The sequence below is a fragment of the Methanobrevibacter sp. V14 genome, from assembly GCF_963082475.1.
Lineage (GTDB): Archaea > Methanobacteriota > Methanobacteria > Methanobacteriales > Methanobacteriaceae > Methanocatella.
In genome coordinates, this window is the sequence record NZ_CAUJAM010000008.1 from 169988 (window position 1) to 184381 (window position 14394).

Genomic DNA, 14394 nt, shown 5'->3' on the forward strand with positions numbered 1-14394 from the left:
CTTGGAGTATTATTTTCATGAAAATAGTTATGGTTGGCCAGTTTCCACCCCATTTTGGTGGAGTGGGAGTGCATATACATACTTTATCTAAAAAATTAGTAGAATGCGGAAATGAAGTTTATGTAATAACTTATCCTCACAAAGACATTAAGGATATTGATGGAATACATGTTATTGGAACAAAAGGCATTAATATTCCCGGTGTTAGAGGATTGATGTTTAAAAAGAATGCTAAAAAAGCATTAGAACAACTTCTAGAAAAAGTTGATATTGATATTATTCATGGCCATTATATCTTCCCTGCAGGTGCAGCAGCAGTTGAAGTTGGAAAAAAACACAATATTAAAACTTATGTTACAGCACATGGTTCTGACATGTTTGAATTATATAAATCTCATCCATTGATGCGTTCTAGAATTAGAAATGTATTAAATGATGCTGATGGTATTTTTGCTGTAAGTAATGCTTTAAGAGATGAAATTATTGAAACTGGTATTGTCGGGATAGCTAATAAGACCAAACTTTCATGGAATTCTGTAGATATTACTAAGTTTTCAACTAATGAAAATGATTCCTTTAAGAAGGAATATAATCTTGAGGATAAACCTGTTGTTCTTTTTGTTGGAAATTTAATTAAAAGAAAAAATGTTGATTCGCTTCTTGAGGCTAAAAAAATTGCAGATAGTGATTATTATTTGATAATTGTTGGAGATGGCCCATTATTTAAAAAACTTAAGAAAAAAGTTGAAGACGAAAATATTCCCGATGTGATATTTGCCGGTTCAAGAAGGGATGTAGAAAACATCATTCCGGGATGTGACGTTTTAGTATTACCGTCTTTTTCAGAAAGTTTTGGTTTGGTGTTAATTGAAGCTTTGGCTTGTGGCAAACCAGTTATTGGAAGTAATGTTGGTGGAATTTCAGAGATTATTACAAAAGATGTTGGTTTACTGGTTAATCCAAATAATGTCAATTCAATATCTAAAGCAATTGATAATATTGTTAATGATGATAATTTAAGATTAAGTTTATCGAGGAATGCTAGAAATAGGGCATTGAATTTCTCTGAAGTTGATATTCCTTATGATGAGGTTAAATAATGAAAAAAACTGTAAGATCTCCCGGTTCTGCAACAATAATTAATGCTATTGCAACGGGTTTTGGTTCTGCTTTTGGAATTGGACTTGATATAAAATGCGAGGCAAAAACGACTTCCAGTGGGATTGCATGTGTAAATGACGTTGGTGCAGACAATACATTGATGGATTTATGTGTAAATAAAGTTTTCAATCATTATAATATTGATTTCAATGATTTTGGAATTAGCTTAAAAACAAAATCCAGTTTGCCTGTAGCATCAGGTCTTTCAAGCAGTAGCGCTTCATCAAATGCTGCTGTCAAAGTAGTATCTGATATTATTGCTTGTGAGTATAATTTAACTCCATTAACTGATTTGGAAGTGGTCAATATGGCTGTAAATGCATCAATCGATGCCGGTGTTACAATTACCGGATCATTTGATGATGCAACTGCATCTTACTTTGGAGGAGTTGTCATCACAGACAATAAAAACAGAAAATTCATTTTAAAAGAGAAAATGGAGGATTATTCTGTTTTAATTTATATGCCTGATTTTTATTCAAAGTCTGGCGATTCTAATGTGGAACGCATGAAAGTTTTAGCTCCATTAGTTGAAGTTGCATATGATTTTGCATGTAAAAGGGAATTTTTCAGTGCTTTGAATTTAAATGGATTGATTTATTCCGCGTCATTAGGTTTTAATTCTTCAATTGCTGTTGATGCTCTTGAATCTGGAGCTTTAGCATCAGGATTGTCTGGAACAGGTTCATCTTTTGTTGCTATTGTTGATGATAATTCTATTGATAATGTCCAGGAGTCCTGGATGAAGTATGAAGGACATATATTTAAAACTAAAGTGGATAATGAGGGGTGTTGTTTTTTATGAAAAAGATGTGTGTTGTATTGTTGCTTTTAGCTGTATTTATCAGTATTTCTGCAGTTTCAGCAACTGAAAATATCTCTGCTTCAGATAGCGCATGTGAAATATCAGAAGTAGAACAAGATAATATTGAAGTTTCAATTAGTGATGATTCAAATCAAAATAACACGTTAAGTACAGATAATGCTGGTGATGATTCGAGTCAAGAAATTATTCAGATTCCATCTAAAGTATCTGCTAAAAACATTAAAAGTACATATGGAAATAAAGCGAAGTTTTCTCTTAAAGTATTTAATCAAAATGGTAGTGTGATTATTGGGGAAAATGTAAGATTTAAAGTAGCAGGTAATGTTTATAATACCAAAACAGATTCTAACGGTATAGCTACATTAGAACTTAATTATGATGCAGGCAAATACACAATAAACTATTATGTTGGGAATTTATCTGGTGAAAATACTTATACTGTGTCAAATAATATTACCATGAAAATTTTTAAATGGGGCAATAAAGGAGATATTTCTAAAGTCAAATTACTTAAAAAGAACATGCCTAATAATAAATGGATAAAAAAAGCTATTAAAGCTGCTAAAAAAGGAAATCTTCTTTTAAAATTTAAAGGGGGAAAAGGCAAAATCGTATTCATCACTGCGGGGGTTCATGGTAATGAATTATCCTCTCAAGTGGGTGTAATGAAATTAATTGAGTATTTGAGCAAAACTCCAATTAAAGGAACTGTTTATATTATGCCTTTTGTTAATATTAAAGCAATTTCTAAAAAAGTAAGACATACCGGAACTGATTATAATCGTGTAGCTAATAAAGCTGGAACCATCTCTAATAAAATAGTAAATCTTGTTGTCAAGTGCAACGCTGATGCTTATGGTGATTTCCACACGACCCAACCTGGAGGGAGTCCCGGAAAAGATATTGTAATGGGATCTAAAGCTCCTGCGAAAAAATGCAATAAACTGACAAAATACATTGCAAGGTATGCTAAAGTTAACAAAAGAATTTATAAATATGCAGGTCAACAATATCCTGGAGCGCTGGCTGATAATGTTAATAAAAAAGGTATTCCTGCAGTTATTTGCGAAGTATTGCTTCCACATAATACTGTAACTGCAAAAACGGTTAAAACCTCATATAATATGATGATTGCATTATTAAAATTTAATTCAATTGTCTAAGGGAATTTTTATTAATGTCCTTTCGCTGTTGTTTGTCAGGCAAAATTGCTTTCAATAATCAAATCATTTTGAAATTTAAATCGTTTCTTTAAATAGTAAACATATAGTTTATATACTAGGATTTCAATAAATCATATTATTATCAATTTGGTGATTTTTTTTGAAAAGTAATGATGAAATAAAATCTTTTAATAATAAAGAAGAGGCAGAGCTACTTCTCGAGAAATCCCGAAAACGCATTGATGAAATTGATAATGCGTTATTTGATTTAATTTCCGAAAGAACTTCTCTTGCAAAAGATATATCTCTTTCTAAACAATATCTTGAAATGCCAATTTACGATAAAAGTAGAGAGGATGCAATTCATGAAAAAATCGAGAGGATGGCCAAGGAAAATAATCTTGACGTTGATATAATTGATCAAATAGTAAATATGCTGACTATTTTAAGTAAAAATGAGCAAAAGAAATTTTAAGGGAGGAATGTTAATGGGCAATATTAGAACTTCATTTGTTAAACGTTTAGCAAAAGAATTAATCGAAACTCACAATGGTGTTTTTACTACTGATTTTGATGAAAACAAAAAATTAGTACAGGAATACTCTACTGTAAGTACTAAACATTTAAGAAATAAAATTGCAGGATATGTAACTAGGCTTGTAAGGTTAGAACAAACCCACGAATAAGCTTTTTTTCATATTTATTTTTCACTCTTTTTTTATTTTAAACTTTTCAGCGATTTTGATGCATGTTTTACAATGTTGTCAATTTAGAAATTTGATTTTTTAGGTTTATTTTGTCATTATTATAATATTATTTATTTGTTGATTTTGATTGGTGTTTATTATATTTATTTTTTAAAATGAATTTGTTATTTATTGTCAATCTTTAATTAAATAATATTTAGCGTATATTATATTTAAAGTTACTTATGAAGATAGTATTGGCTCTTTCAAAAACTTGTGTGATTTCACTTGGACAAAGTTTCCATTAAAAACTTTTTTTCTGATATTAATGTTTTTAAACACCAATTAATCTAATTGGAGCGAAAATGGTCTATTCTTTTGATATGTTCATCACATAATTTTTTAAAATATTTGATTGTTTTGTGTCGAAAAAATATATTATCAAAGATAATGGATTCATTAGAGAAAGAAAAATAACCCAAAAAGAATTTGCAAAAAATTTATTAGATTACAAAATAAAAATATAAAGTAGACATTAAAGAGGGCTTTAAATGTGGGATACAACAAAAGATTATAGAATTTTAGTAGCAAGCAAAGCAAGAGAAAATTATTTAAACCTTATTCCAACAGCCTCTTTTAGAGGAAGTTGGAATAAAAAACAAGCAATTGATATGGGAAAACAAATGAATAGTGATTTCCAATCATTAACTTATTCTTACCTTGAGGGGGATGAATTGGTAAATTCACCAGATGTTGCTGCCTTAAATAAAAAAGCCTTAATGATTATCGAATATTTAGGAGGAGATGATTGGAATAAAAAATTCTTAAGAAATACGCCTAAAGAAGATCGTGAAAAAACCCAAGAAAATATTGCAAAAGTAAGATTTTTCTTAGATTCCATTATTGGCCTAAAAGATAGGCTATCCTTAGGATCTATTAATGACCCTATTCTTGGAGTTGACATTAAAGTTGGGGAAGTTATGAGTGTTACACAACATCCGAAAAATGAAGACTTAATGCTTTGTAATGTAAATCTTGGAAAAAGAGCAATTACTGTTGTAACAAATGATATGAATGTTAAAGATGATAACAAAGTAGGAGTATCCTTGTTGCCGCCACAAGCCTTTAGTGATATTGTTAGTGAAGGAATGTTTCTTGGAATGAATGGTAATATTTTAAAAGAAGTTGAAGGTGAACTTGGACAAATGCCGAAAAATATTCCAATGGAATCATTAAATGAAACACGTAATCTTGTTGAAAATTATTTAAAATGAATTAAGGATCAAATTACCTTAAATTTAATCCTATTAATTTTGTTTTAGTCATTTCTTCTACAGCATATTTTATTCCTTCTTTTCCAACACCACTATTTTTAAATCCGCCAAATGGCATGTTGTCTGTTCTGAATGTGGATTGTTTATTTATGAATACTGTTCCCGCTTCAATTTCCTGAGCGCATCTCATTGCTGAGGAATAATCTGAGGTAAATACTCCTGCTTGAAGACCATATTCAGTATCATTTGCAACATTGATCGCTTCATCAATATCTCCAACACGAATTATTGGTGCAACAGGCCCAAAGGTTTCATTTACAACCAAATCCATATCTGTTTTAACATTATCAATTATAGTAGCCTGATAAAATGCTCCATCCCGTTTACCTCCAGTCAATATTTTAGCCCCTTCACTTACAGCATTATTAACTGTTTCTTCAACTTGTCTAGCTGCATTTTCATTGATTAATGTTCCAAGAGTGGTGGTTTTATCTAATGGGTCACCCATGACTAGTTTTTCAGTTGCACTAACTAATCTTTCACAAAACTCATCGGCAATGCCCTCTTCAACAATTATTCTTTTAACTCCCATACATACCTGACCTGCATTTAAAAATGCTCCATTTATTATGCCTTTTACAGCGTTATCAATATTTCCATCTTTCAAGACAATCATTGGATCATTTCCACCTAATTCCAAAGTTAATTTTTTCATTCCTGCTTTTTGTGAAATCATTATTCCAGTTGTTACACTTCCAGTAAATGAGATTTTATCAACACCTTCAGAGCAAACTAAATAATCCCCAATTTCAGAACCAAATCCTGTGATTGTGTTTACAACACCGTCTGGAAATTCCTCATTTAATAATTCGCAGAATTTCATTACTGTCAATGGTGCTTCTGTTGGCGGTTTTACAATCACAGTATTTTTACATGCAATAGCCGGTGCAATTTTATGGATTGTTAAGTTTAGTGGATAGTTAAATGGAGTTATTGCAGCAACTACTCCCAATGGTAGCTTTTGTGTGAATGCAAAAAATCCTTTACCATTTAATCCTGCATCCAAAGGTACGCTTTCCCCATAAATTCTTTTTGCTTCTTCAGCAGCAAGTTTAAGGGTTTCAATCGACCTATCCATTTCACTTAAGGATTCATTTATTGGTTTTCCAACTTCTAAAGTTAACAATTTAGCAAAATCTTCACGTTTATCTTTTAACTTCTCAACAACATTGAATAATTTATTTGATACTTTAAAAGCGGACATTTCAATTAATTCATATTTAGCAATATTTGCACAACTGATTGCTAAATCTGCAGTTTGTCTGTGTGCAATTGGGATTGTATCTATTACATCACCATCATATGGATTTTTAACTTCAAGTACATCTTCACTAGATATATGTTTTCCACCTATTAACATGTCCATCATATCACCTTAGTTAATAATTTATAGTTTAAAACTTAAATATTGCAGTATGGAAACTAGTAGATTTGAAACATTTTTTGATGCAATAATTGCAATTATTATTACAGTTTTAGTTTTAAAAATCCCCCAACCAACAACCCCAACTTTGAGCGGTCTTTTAGAACTGCAAAAAATTTATGTTGCTTATTTTATTAGTTTTTTAGTATTATACAACATTTGGTACTCCAATCATGAGATATTTCGCTTAGTGGACCATATTGACAATAAAACATTATGGCTTTATGGAGCATTAACTTTTGTTATTTCCCTAATTCCTTATTTTACACTTTGGTTAGCTTATAATATTTATTCAATTCCTGCCGAGACAATGTTTGGACTGTTATTTATTGTAACCCACATTTTTTATACTCTTTCTACTTGGACTATTTCAAAAACAAATCCTTACAGTGAAATCCAAGAAAAAAATTTTATCCACTTATTCAATCAGTTTCCGGTGATCATTCTAATTATAGGTTTTATTTTGACATATACTGTTTATACCCCGGGAATTTATATCTCTTGTCTTTTATCGGTGATTTTATGGATAGTTATTGAAAAAGCTCTAAGGAGGCATGAAAATGGAAACTGAAAGGTTTGAAGCATTAGTTGATGCTATTTTAGCAATTATCATAACAATCATTGTTTTAGAAATTCCAATGGCTTCAAACGGCAGTTGGGAGGCGTTATTTAATTTAAGATACGAGTTCATAATTTATATTATCAGTTTCATTGTTTGTTTTAATTTTTGGAATTTCAACAATAATTTATTTAGTGTTGTTTATAAAATTAACTCAAAAGTTATTTGGACCATGGGGATTACATTATTTGTATTTTCATTACTCCCTTACATGACTACTTTTGTTGCGGAAAATTTTTATAACTTTTTTTCACAGTTCATTTATGGATTCTGTTTTATTATAACTTCAATTCTTACAAAACTCATTTCAAAATTACTTAAAGACTCGGATCCTGGAAATGTTGCACTTATATTGTCACTTGAAAAAGATTATGTGTTGGTTATTAATATTGTTTTAGTGGTAATTGGAATGATTATAGGTTATCTTGCCTATCCTCCAGCAATCACCCTGTGTTGTTTACTTTCAATCATTTCACTTTGGATATTTGGCAAACATCATTAAACAATTCCTCATTTAAAATATCTTCCAAGATCATTTAACTGATAATTGAATTCATCGACTTCTTTTGATGCGATTACGCCACTTAAATCATTTAAATAATGTTTATACATGTAAATTGCAAGTAAAACCACAACCATTATACCACCAAACAGTAAAATAAATTCTGCTGATGTTTGACCTTTATTATCCATATAAACCCCCCATAAGTAAACTTCCACCAAAATTAGAGATAAAATAAAATATTGAAAATGATGCAACAGCCAGTGGCAGTGAAAATTTAATTCCTTTTTTAAGCTCCCCATACATGATAATACTAATTATAAATGCAACTAAAACAGAATGTATGATTAAATAAATTTGGCCAACAATTGGAGCCGTTAAAACAATATTTGACTGCATTCCATAGATTTCCATAAACCCTGCATAAACACTAACCATACCTATTGCAAAAGGAGTTGCAATAATTGCTGAGATTATCAAAAACATGACCGACATCATTACTGCAGATTTTCTTTCCCGTTTAAGTGCAAGTAGCTCTCTTAAATCATCTGAAACATCTGACAAAACATTTGTAATACTAGATCCGCTTTTTCTTGCATCCAAGATAATCTCAAAGACCCTCTCTAGTTCACGAGATTTTAAACGTTTACTCATTGCTCTCCAAGCTTCATCAAAATTCCTACCCATTCTGATTTCAATAATCGTCCTACGCATTTCATCATACATTGGTCCCTCTCCATACTGTGACATATCTTCCATTGCATTTTCAAAGCTAAGTCCAACTTGTAACATGCTTGAAAGTTGTCTTAAAAAGTCAGGAGCGGTTTTTTCGATTTCTTGAGCTCTTCTCTCTTGTTTTACAATAACATATGTGAAAAGTCCGGGAATTACAAATAACGGTAAGACTAATGTAGATTCCGGCAGATTAAACATCAAGATTGAAAATGCTAAGATTAAATCTGAAAGTGAAATAAAAATTATAATCATGACTAAAACTTGCGATGCATCTGTAAAAATAGCTCCACTAAGTAAAAATTCCTGTAATTTTGATAAATATTTATCTGAAACAATATTGTCAATAATTCCTACCAAATAATCTATTGTTTTTAATTTCATGAAAATATATTAAGCTTTAAAATATTTAAAGTATTAGTGAGTTTTAAAAGCAATTTCAGAAAATGAAAACAATATTAATTGAAAATAAAACCTTGTAGAAACCCTTTTTTAAACTATTTGAATTGCCCCATTTCTAGAAACTTAAGGTTTTCCTGATGAAATTTTTTAATTATTATCATTATTAATACGCGTGTTATATCACGTTTAGATGGAATTTGAATTTTCAATCTCTTTCAAAAACTAGTGAAAATTCAAATCACACAAGTTGAAAGAGAATTATTAAAAAGGTTTTTATACACAATATAATAATATTATTACTCATGGTAAAAGATGATAGAAGTGCATTAAATCCTTTCACAGGCAAAAAACATTTTGACATGGTAGATGATGATCAGTTCCTTCAAGAGTCGTATAATGAATATTATGGAATGATTAATCAAGCACAACTTTTAGATAATTCTCAAAACGGTCAAACAGTCATTAATGTAGCTATTAATTTAATTAATGCTGTTAATGAGTATTTAGCTAAAATTGATAGATTAGATTATGTTGAAGATTACTACGATTGGGATGTTCATTTAGTGGCAGAGGATACTGTAAATGCTTTTTGCATGCCTGGAGGTAAAATTGTCATGTTTTCAGGTATTTTGTCATTTGCAAATACTGAAGAGGAAATTGCATTTATTTTAGGTCATGAAATGGCACATGCACTTCTTGATCACTCAAGAACAAGAATCAGCGCTCAAAATGCTCAAAATGCTATAACTTCAGCTGCTTGGATTGGTAGTTTTGCAATGGATTTGGTAGGTTTGGGAGGGCTTGGTTCTCTAACTCGTGCAGCTACCAATGTTGTAAGCATTGGCTCTCAATTTTTCCTGATGAATCCGTGGGGAAGAGACCAGGAACTTGAAGCAGATCATTTAGGAATGCTTATAATTCATTGGGCAGGATATGATATTGCTCATATTCCTCATTTCTGGCAAGCAATGTCTAATCAAAACTCTAATGAGCACGATTTTTTCTCTACCCATCCTTCTGATTCTAAAAGAATTGCAGCCATGAACGAAATAATTGTTGAAATTAATAATGCTGATGATTTTCATTCAAAACCAGTTATTGGTGAAGTTCCTACTCCAAAATCAGAATTTAGTGATAGTCATTTGACTGAAAATAATATTAAATTTTGTCAAAACTGTGGAACTAAAGTCGGTTTGAATGATAAATTCTGTACAAATTGTGGTTTTAAATTTTAAGAAGAACTTAAATATCCTAATGTGAAAATAAGATTTAACGGTGGTTTTAATGGTTGGTAAACAGAAGTATGTGGAAAGGTCTTCTTATAGGGTTCGAGTTTTAAAAGCTATTGGTGGCGGTATTAAAATTCCAACTCAAATCGCTGATGATAGTGGGATATTGCGCAGTCATATTTCTAATGTCTTGACAGAACTTAAAAATGAAGAATTAGTCGAATGTCTCAATCCCAATGCTAAAAAAGGCCGTCTTTATAGATTGACTGATGAAGGCATTGATATTTTAGAAAATATTAAATAGTTAATGTTTCATCGAAACATTTCTATGATATAAATTATTAATATGTTGTGAATAAGTTAAATATAACTTATTAATATGCAACTTGGGGATATGAAAACAGCACCTCAAAACGAAATATTTGATTTAATTTTTATCATGGATCGTAGTGGATCTATTATAGGCTCAGAAAAAGATACAATTGGCGGATTTAATTCTTTTATTCAAAGAGAAATGAAAAAAGACTCAGAAACTACAGTACTTTTTGAATGCTCTATTTCGCCTAACGCAACTTTCACAAACACCACAAGGTTCCTCTTCTCCTTTATAGCAGGAATAACTTAATTTCATTGGAGCACCAATTTTAACACCAAATTCAACTAATTCCTCTTTGGTTAAATCAATACATGGTGCTTCAATTTTAATATTATTTGGTGAACCAACCTTAATTAACTCATTAAACTCTTTTAAAAAATTTTTGGAATTGTCTGGAAAAGTAGCGCCTTCTTCATTATTCCAACCAACAATGATTATCTGGGCACCAATGCTTTCAGCATAAGAAAGGGCGATAGATGTAAAAACAGTATTTCTGGCAGGAACCCAAACATTACTGGCGGTTTCACTGCTTTTATCTAAATCATTTAAATCACTTTCAGATACTTCAGGAACATCTTCATCAGTATTTAAACTTGAATTGCTAATATTTGAAAGCCAAGGAAGGTCAATTACTTTATGATTCCAACCCATTTTTTCACAAATTTTTTTAGATACATTTATTTCTTGTGTTGCAGCTTTTTGACCATAATTAAAGGTTATTGCAAGGATTTCGTAATCATTATCAAATACAGTTGTTGCAACAGTACAATCAAGACCTCCTGAAAAAACCGATACTGCCTTTTTCATTTTATTATCTCCTTAACCTTCATCAAAGCCAAACCGCTGTCTTTTGCAATTTTTTTCAAATCCTCGTATTCAGGTCTTTTGGAAATTACTTCGCCATTAACATAACCTATTTTAAATGTTACATCATAAGTTTTACCGTTAATTTCATAACTTTTTATTTCAAATTCTCTTTTGGCTATTCCTCTATGAGTATTAGGCGCAATTCTAATGCCTAAACTGCCGGTCTCTTTAAAGATAGTTTCAATCATTATTTCTCTGTATTTTCTTCTGGATATTACTTTTAAAAGACTTCCTTGACGATTTTTTTTCATTATAATTGGAGTTACTGATACATCACTGGCGCCTGAATCTAAAAGCACATCAAATAAATAACCGATTTCTTCACCAGTTAAATGATCAAGATTTGTTTCAATAACATCGATTTCATCGTTTTCAATCATGTCTGAACTTTCAATTATTCTTAAAACATTTGGATGTTTAAAATTTTTTCTTCCAGCTCCATAACCTACTTTTTTAACTTTAATTTGAGGAATAAAATCTTTAATTTCATTACATAATTCCATATAAATGGCCGCGCCTGTTGGTGTTGCAAGTTCACTATCTACCGGACCACCTATCATTTTAGCATCTTTTAAGATTTCAACAACGGCTGGTGCAGGAACAGGTATTATGCCATGACATGTTTTAACTCTACCTCCTCCAATAGCTATTGGTAGGCCAATTATTTTTTGATTATCATAACCTAGTGAATAATATGCATAAACAGAACCTATCACATCAGCAACTGCATCACTAGCTCCTACTTCATGAAAATGAACTTCGTCAAGACTTTTGCCGTGAACTTTGCTTTCACTCTCAGCAATTCTTTCAAATATTTTAACAGAAGTATTTATGATTTTTTCATCCAGATCCAGCTCTTTAATTTTTGATATAAATTCCTTAAAATCAATAGAGTGGTTATGTTCAAGCATTTCAACATGGCAGAATGTTGAAATGATCCCGCATTTTGAAACTTTAGTGAATGTAACTTCAATTTTTCCAAATTCTAAAGCTGATTTTTCCATAACTTCTTTTAATTTGTCTGCATCTGCTCCTAAATCAACGAATGCTCCTATTAGCATGTTTCCCGCTATTCCACTGGACTGTGGATCAATAATAATTGTCATGTGTTAGGTCCTTTTTGATATTATAATATAGGTTTAAATTAAATAATTAATATATATTATCTCATGGAATTTAATATCATCGAAAAAGATTATGGTATTTGTATCAATAATCCAAATCATTTTTTAGCATTCAGTGATTTTACTGTAAGTGATGGGATTGATATTGTCCAAAATGTTAATATAATCAAATCTAAGAATGAATTTGAAGCTACAGCTAAAAGAGCAGAAGTTTTTAACAATATGGAAGGTTCATATATTGCTCAAGCAACCGAATCTTTAAACTACTTTAAAAACATTTATGATGATTTATCTATTTTTACTTTCATGGCAAATGATGTCATTATCGATGATTTTGCTGATAAATTACAAGTTGCAAATTCACATAAAGGTTTTACTGATGCAAGAATTAATTTAAGTCATGTAATTTATATTGATAAAGCAATCTCGCCAAAGGATTTGCTTAAAATCTTTAAATTAGTAGCCAGTACTAAGGCTAAAACATTAGCTAATATGGGTTTGCCTTTACATATTCAATATATTTTAAATGATAATGATTTTTTAGCAGTATTGTCTAATGTTTCAGATAATGTTGATGGATCTTTGGATATTAATAATGTAAAATGGGATGATATTGATTTTGAAGATTTAAAAATACGTATTAGTGATGCTATTGAGATAAGTATTGAAGACGCATTTAAAAATCTCAAGCTAAGCTTTGGCATTCTTGATTACTTGGTATCTGAAGGAATACAGATAGGCGATTTAGTTGATGCTGGAATGGAACTTTTACATGATGTTGAAATAACTCCTGTGTTAAAAGATAAAATGACAGCACAGATTTTCAAATCATTAATTGATATTAATGTTATTGCGTTATTGATGGCAGGTATTAGGCTAGAGCAAGATTTAAATCATAACCGCCTGAGGGAAGTTGCTACTTGTGATGATTCAACTTATCTTTATGGAGATGAGGTTTTGGGTTTTGCAATTTTAAATCAAATTGCTGGAACAAAAGCCGCATTCAATTTCAAAAGATACAATGAAATTAAACCTGGAATCATTGGAGGTTTGCCTCCGGTGTTTGATAATATTTTCGCCGGATTGATTGCAGGATGCATATCTAAAATATTTGAGGAATAATTATGGAAGATGATAGTTACTTTGAAGATGAAGAATTTTCACCAATAAAATCCATTTTAGGACTTTTAACATTCTCAACAATACTTCCAATCAATGTTTTCACATCGATTGAGTATATGACTAAATTAACATGGGTATGGCCATTTTTACATATATTGATTGGTATTTTAGCGGCAATTTGTGGTTATATTTCACTTGAGTTCTTACATTTAAATTCATTTTTCACGGCTGCTGTTGTATATGCATTTTTGATGATAATGACTGGTTATAATCATCTTGATGGTGTAATGGACATGGCCGATGGGGTCATGGTTCATGGGGATGCCGAAAAGAAAATTAGGGTAATGAAAGATTCTAGTGTGGGTGCTGGGGGAATTGCTACACTGTTTTTAGTTGCAAGTCTCACAATTGCTGGAATTTACAATATTTTTGATTATAATTTTATAATGGGCATTATAATATGTGAAATATCTGCAAAAACATCTTTATTGACTACTGCATTACTATCAGAACCTTTAACACCAGGTATTGGTAGCTATTTTATAAAAGAAACTAATGTTCCTAATTATTATGCTTCAACAGTGATTGTAGCAATTATTGCATATTTGCTTGGTGGATGGGTTGGTATTGCAGGTGTTCTAGGTGCAATGCTTTCCGGTGTTATAATCGCAAATATTGCAAAACGTAATTTTATTTTAGCTAATGGTGATGTTTTAGGAATGAGTAATGAAGTTGGACGTTTATTATCATTATTATTCATGGCAATAACATTGTTTTTCATTTAAATAAATTTAATGGCTCAAATTCAATATTTTAAGTAATTTATAG

17 protein-coding genes are annotated in these 14394 nt (G+C 30.7%); 12 read left to right on the forward strand and 5 right to left on the reverse strand.

Features of this window, described 5'->3' with window-relative positions; translation table 11 throughout:
* The first annotated feature begins 17 nt into the window (after positions 1 to 17).
* From Q9968_RS06695 to Q9968_RS06720, 6 genes are all read left to right on the forward strand, one after another.
* Complete coding sequence (locus Q9968_RS06695) at positions 18 to 1100, forward strand: glycosyltransferase family 4 protein (RefSeq protein ID WP_305514718.1); 1083 nt, start codon at positions 18 to 20, stop codon at positions 1098 to 1100.
* Positions 1100 to 1966 carry a shikimate kinase gene (locus tag Q9968_RS06700; protein WP_305514720.1) on the forward strand — a complete coding sequence of 289 codons (867 nt, stop codon included), beginning with the start codon at positions 1100 to 1102 and terminating at the stop codon, positions 1964 to 1966. The genes Q9968_RS06695 and Q9968_RS06700 overlap by 1 nt, the downstream gene beginning before the upstream one ends.
* Entirely contained in the window at positions 1963 to 3150 is a 1188-nt protein-coding gene (locus Q9968_RS06705) for a succinylglutamate desuccinylase/aspartoacylase family protein (protein ID WP_305514722.1), read from the forward strand. The genes Q9968_RS06700 and Q9968_RS06705 overlap by 4 nt, the downstream gene beginning before the upstream one ends.
* Positions 3151 to 3310: 160 nt before the next feature.
* Positions 3311 to 3625 (forward strand): chorismate mutase, encoded by a 315-nt coding sequence (locus Q9968_RS06710; RefSeq protein WP_305514725.1) that lies wholly within the window; start codon positions 3311 to 3313, stop codon positions 3623 to 3625.
* A 13-nt stretch (positions 3626 to 3638) separates the two neighbouring features.
* A complete protein-coding gene (locus Q9968_RS06715) occupies positions 3639 to 3836 on the forward strand; it encodes a 30S ribosomal protein S17e (protein WP_305514727.1) in 198 nt (65 codons plus the stop codon).
* A gap of 551 nt (positions 3837 to 4387) precedes the next feature.
* Positions 4388 to 5110 carry a tRNA-binding protein gene (locus tag Q9968_RS06720; protein ID WP_305514729.1) on the forward strand — a complete coding sequence of 241 codons (723 nt, stop codon included), beginning with the start codon at positions 4388 to 4390 and terminating at the stop codon, positions 5108 to 5110.
* Between the two features lie 13 nt (positions 5111 to 5123).
* Here the strand turns inward: Q9968_RS06720 and Q9968_RS06725 are convergent, their stop codons facing one another.
* Positions 5124 to 6536, reverse strand: coding sequence for a lactaldehyde dehydrogenase (locus Q9968_RS06725; protein ID WP_305515033.1), 1413 nt, complete (start codon positions 6534 to 6536; stop codon positions 5124 to 5126).
* A 49-nt stretch (positions 6537 to 6585) separates the two neighbouring features.
* On the opposite strand from Q9968_RS06725, the gene Q9968_RS06730 reads away from it, so the two are divergent.
* Positions 6586 to 7164 carry a TMEM175 family protein gene (locus Q9968_RS06730; RefSeq protein ID WP_305514731.1) on the forward strand — a complete coding sequence of 193 codons (579 nt, stop codon included), beginning with the start codon at positions 6586 to 6588 and terminating at the stop codon, positions 7162 to 7164.
* Positions 7154 to 7714: a TMEM175 family protein gene (locus Q9968_RS06735; RefSeq protein ID WP_305514733.1), complete on the forward strand. Its 561-nt coding sequence runs from the start codon at positions 7154 to 7156 to the stop codon at positions 7712 to 7714. The genes Q9968_RS06730 and Q9968_RS06735 overlap by 11 nt, the downstream gene beginning before the upstream one ends.
* 8 nt (positions 7715 to 7722) lie before the next feature.
* On the opposite strand, the gene Q9968_RS06740 is transcribed toward Q9968_RS06735, so the two are convergent.
* Together Q9968_RS06740 and Q9968_RS06745 are read right to left on the reverse strand one after the other, a co-directional pair.
* The gene (locus tag Q9968_RS06740) at positions 7723 to 7905 is read right to left on the reverse strand and encodes a class III signal peptide-containing protein (protein WP_305514734.1); all 183 of its coding nucleotides are present in this window, start codon (positions 7903 to 7905) and stop codon (positions 7723 to 7725) included.
* Complete coding sequence (locus Q9968_RS06745) at positions 7898 to 8830, reverse strand: type II secretion system F family protein (protein ID WP_305514735.1); 933 nt, start codon at positions 8828 to 8830, stop codon at positions 7898 to 7900. The genes Q9968_RS06740 and Q9968_RS06745 overlap by 8 nt, the downstream gene beginning before the upstream one ends.
* Positions 8831 to 9150: 320 nt before the next feature.
* On the opposite strand from Q9968_RS06745, the gene Q9968_RS06750 reads away from it, so the two are divergent.
* On the forward strand, positions 9151 to 10083 hold the full coding sequence (locus Q9968_RS06750) for a M48 family metalloprotease (protein ID WP_305514737.1): 933 nt from the start codon (positions 9151 to 9153) through the stop codon (positions 10081 to 10083).
* A gap of 49 nt (positions 10084 to 10132) precedes the next feature.
* Positions 10133 to 10381, forward strand: coding sequence for a transcriptional regulator (locus Q9968_RS06755; protein ID WP_305514739.1), 249 nt, complete (start codon positions 10133 to 10135; stop codon positions 10379 to 10381).
* A gap of 222 nt (positions 10382 to 10603) precedes the next feature.
* Here Q9968_RS06755 and queC read toward each other — a convergent pair whose 3' ends face one another.
* Entirely contained in the window at positions 10604 to 11260 is a 657-nt protein-coding gene (gene queC / locus Q9968_RS06760; RefSeq protein ID WP_305514741.1) for a 7-cyano-7-deazaguanine synthase QueC, read from the reverse strand.
* On the reverse strand, positions 11257 to 12426 hold the full coding sequence (larC, locus tag Q9968_RS06765; RefSeq protein ID WP_305514743.1) for a nickel pincer cofactor biosynthesis protein LarC: 1170 nt from the start codon (positions 12424 to 12426) through the stop codon (positions 11257 to 11259). Before larC ends, queC begins: the two co-directional genes overlap by 4 nt.
* Positions 12427 to 12489: 63 nt before the next feature.
* On the opposite strand from larC, the gene Q9968_RS06770 reads away from it, so the two are divergent.
* Both Q9968_RS06770 and cobS read left to right on the forward strand, forming a co-directional pair.
* Positions 12490 to 13566 (forward strand): phosphatidylglycerophosphatase, encoded by a 1077-nt coding sequence (locus tag Q9968_RS06770; RefSeq protein WP_305514745.1) that lies wholly within the window; start codon positions 12490 to 12492, stop codon positions 13564 to 13566.
* 2 nt (positions 13567 to 13568) lie between these two features.
* On the forward strand, positions 13569 to 14351 hold the full coding sequence (gene cobS, locus Q9968_RS06775; protein ID WP_305514747.1) for an adenosylcobinamide-GDP ribazoletransferase: 783 nt from the start codon (positions 13569 to 13571) through the stop codon (positions 14349 to 14351).
* The last annotated feature ends 43 nt before the right edge of the window (positions 14352 to 14394 follow it).

What these genes read in the sequence shown, in the direction of transcription:
- cobS (WP_305514747.1), top strand. Translation starts at nt 13,569, where the DNA reads ATGGAAGATGATAGTTACTTTGAAGATGAAGAATTTTCACCAATAAAA.
- Q9968_RS06705 (WP_305514722.1), top strand. Translation starts at nt 1,963, where the DNA reads ATGAAAAAGATGTGTGTTGTATTGTTGCTTTTAGCTGTATTTATCAGT.
- Q9968_RS06735 (WP_305514733.1), top strand. Translation starts at nt 7,154, where the DNA reads ATGGAAACTGAAAGGTTTGAAGCATTAGTTGATGCTATTTTAGCAATT.
- Q9968_RS06740 (WP_305514734.1), bottom strand. Translation starts at nt 7,905, where the DNA reads ATGGATAATAAAGGTCAAACATCAGCAGAATTTATTTTACTGTTTGGT.
- queC (WP_305514741.1), bottom strand. Translation starts at nt 11,260, where the DNA reads ATGAAAAAGGCAGTATCGGTTTTTTCAGGAGGTCTTGATTGTACTGTT.
- larC (WP_305514743.1), bottom strand. Translation starts at nt 12,426, where the DNA reads ATGACAATTATTATTGATCCACAGTCCAGTGGAATAGCGGGAAACATG.
- Q9968_RS06715 (WP_305514727.1), top strand. Translation starts at nt 3,639, where the DNA reads ATGGGCAATATTAGAACTTCATTTGTTAAACGTTTAGCAAAAGAATTA.
- Q9968_RS06730 (WP_305514731.1), top strand. Translation starts at nt 6,586, where the DNA reads ATGGAAACTAGTAGATTTGAAACATTTTTTGATGCAATAATTGCAATT.
- Q9968_RS06750 (WP_305514737.1), top strand. Translation starts at nt 9,151, where the DNA reads ATGGTAAAAGATGATAGAAGTGCATTAAATCCTTTCACAGGCAAAAAA.
- Q9968_RS06695 (WP_305514718.1), top strand. Translation starts at nt 18, where the DNA reads ATGAAAATAGTTATGGTTGGCCAGTTTCCACCCCATTTTGGTGGAGTG.
- Q9968_RS06725 (WP_305515033.1), bottom strand. Translation starts at nt 6,536, where the DNA reads ATGGACATGTTAATAGGTGGAAAACATATATCTAGTGAAGATGTACTT.
- Q9968_RS06770 (WP_305514745.1), top strand. Translation starts at nt 12,490, where the DNA reads ATGGAATTTAATATCATCGAAAAAGATTATGGTATTTGTATCAATAAT.
- Q9968_RS06700 (WP_305514720.1), top strand. Translation starts at nt 1,100, where the DNA reads ATGAAAAAAACTGTAAGATCTCCCGGTTCTGCAACAATAATTAATGCT.
- Q9968_RS06745 (WP_305514735.1), bottom strand. Translation starts at nt 8,830, where the DNA reads ATGAAATTAAAAACAATAGATTATTTGGTAGGAATTATTGACAATATT.
- Q9968_RS06755 (WP_305514739.1), top strand. Translation starts at nt 10,133, where the DNA reads ATGGTTGGTAAACAGAAGTATGTGGAAAGGTCTTCTTATAGGGTTCGA.
- Q9968_RS06720 (WP_305514729.1), top strand. Translation starts at nt 4,388, where the DNA reads ATGTGGGATACAACAAAAGATTATAGAATTTTAGTAGCAAGCAAAGCA.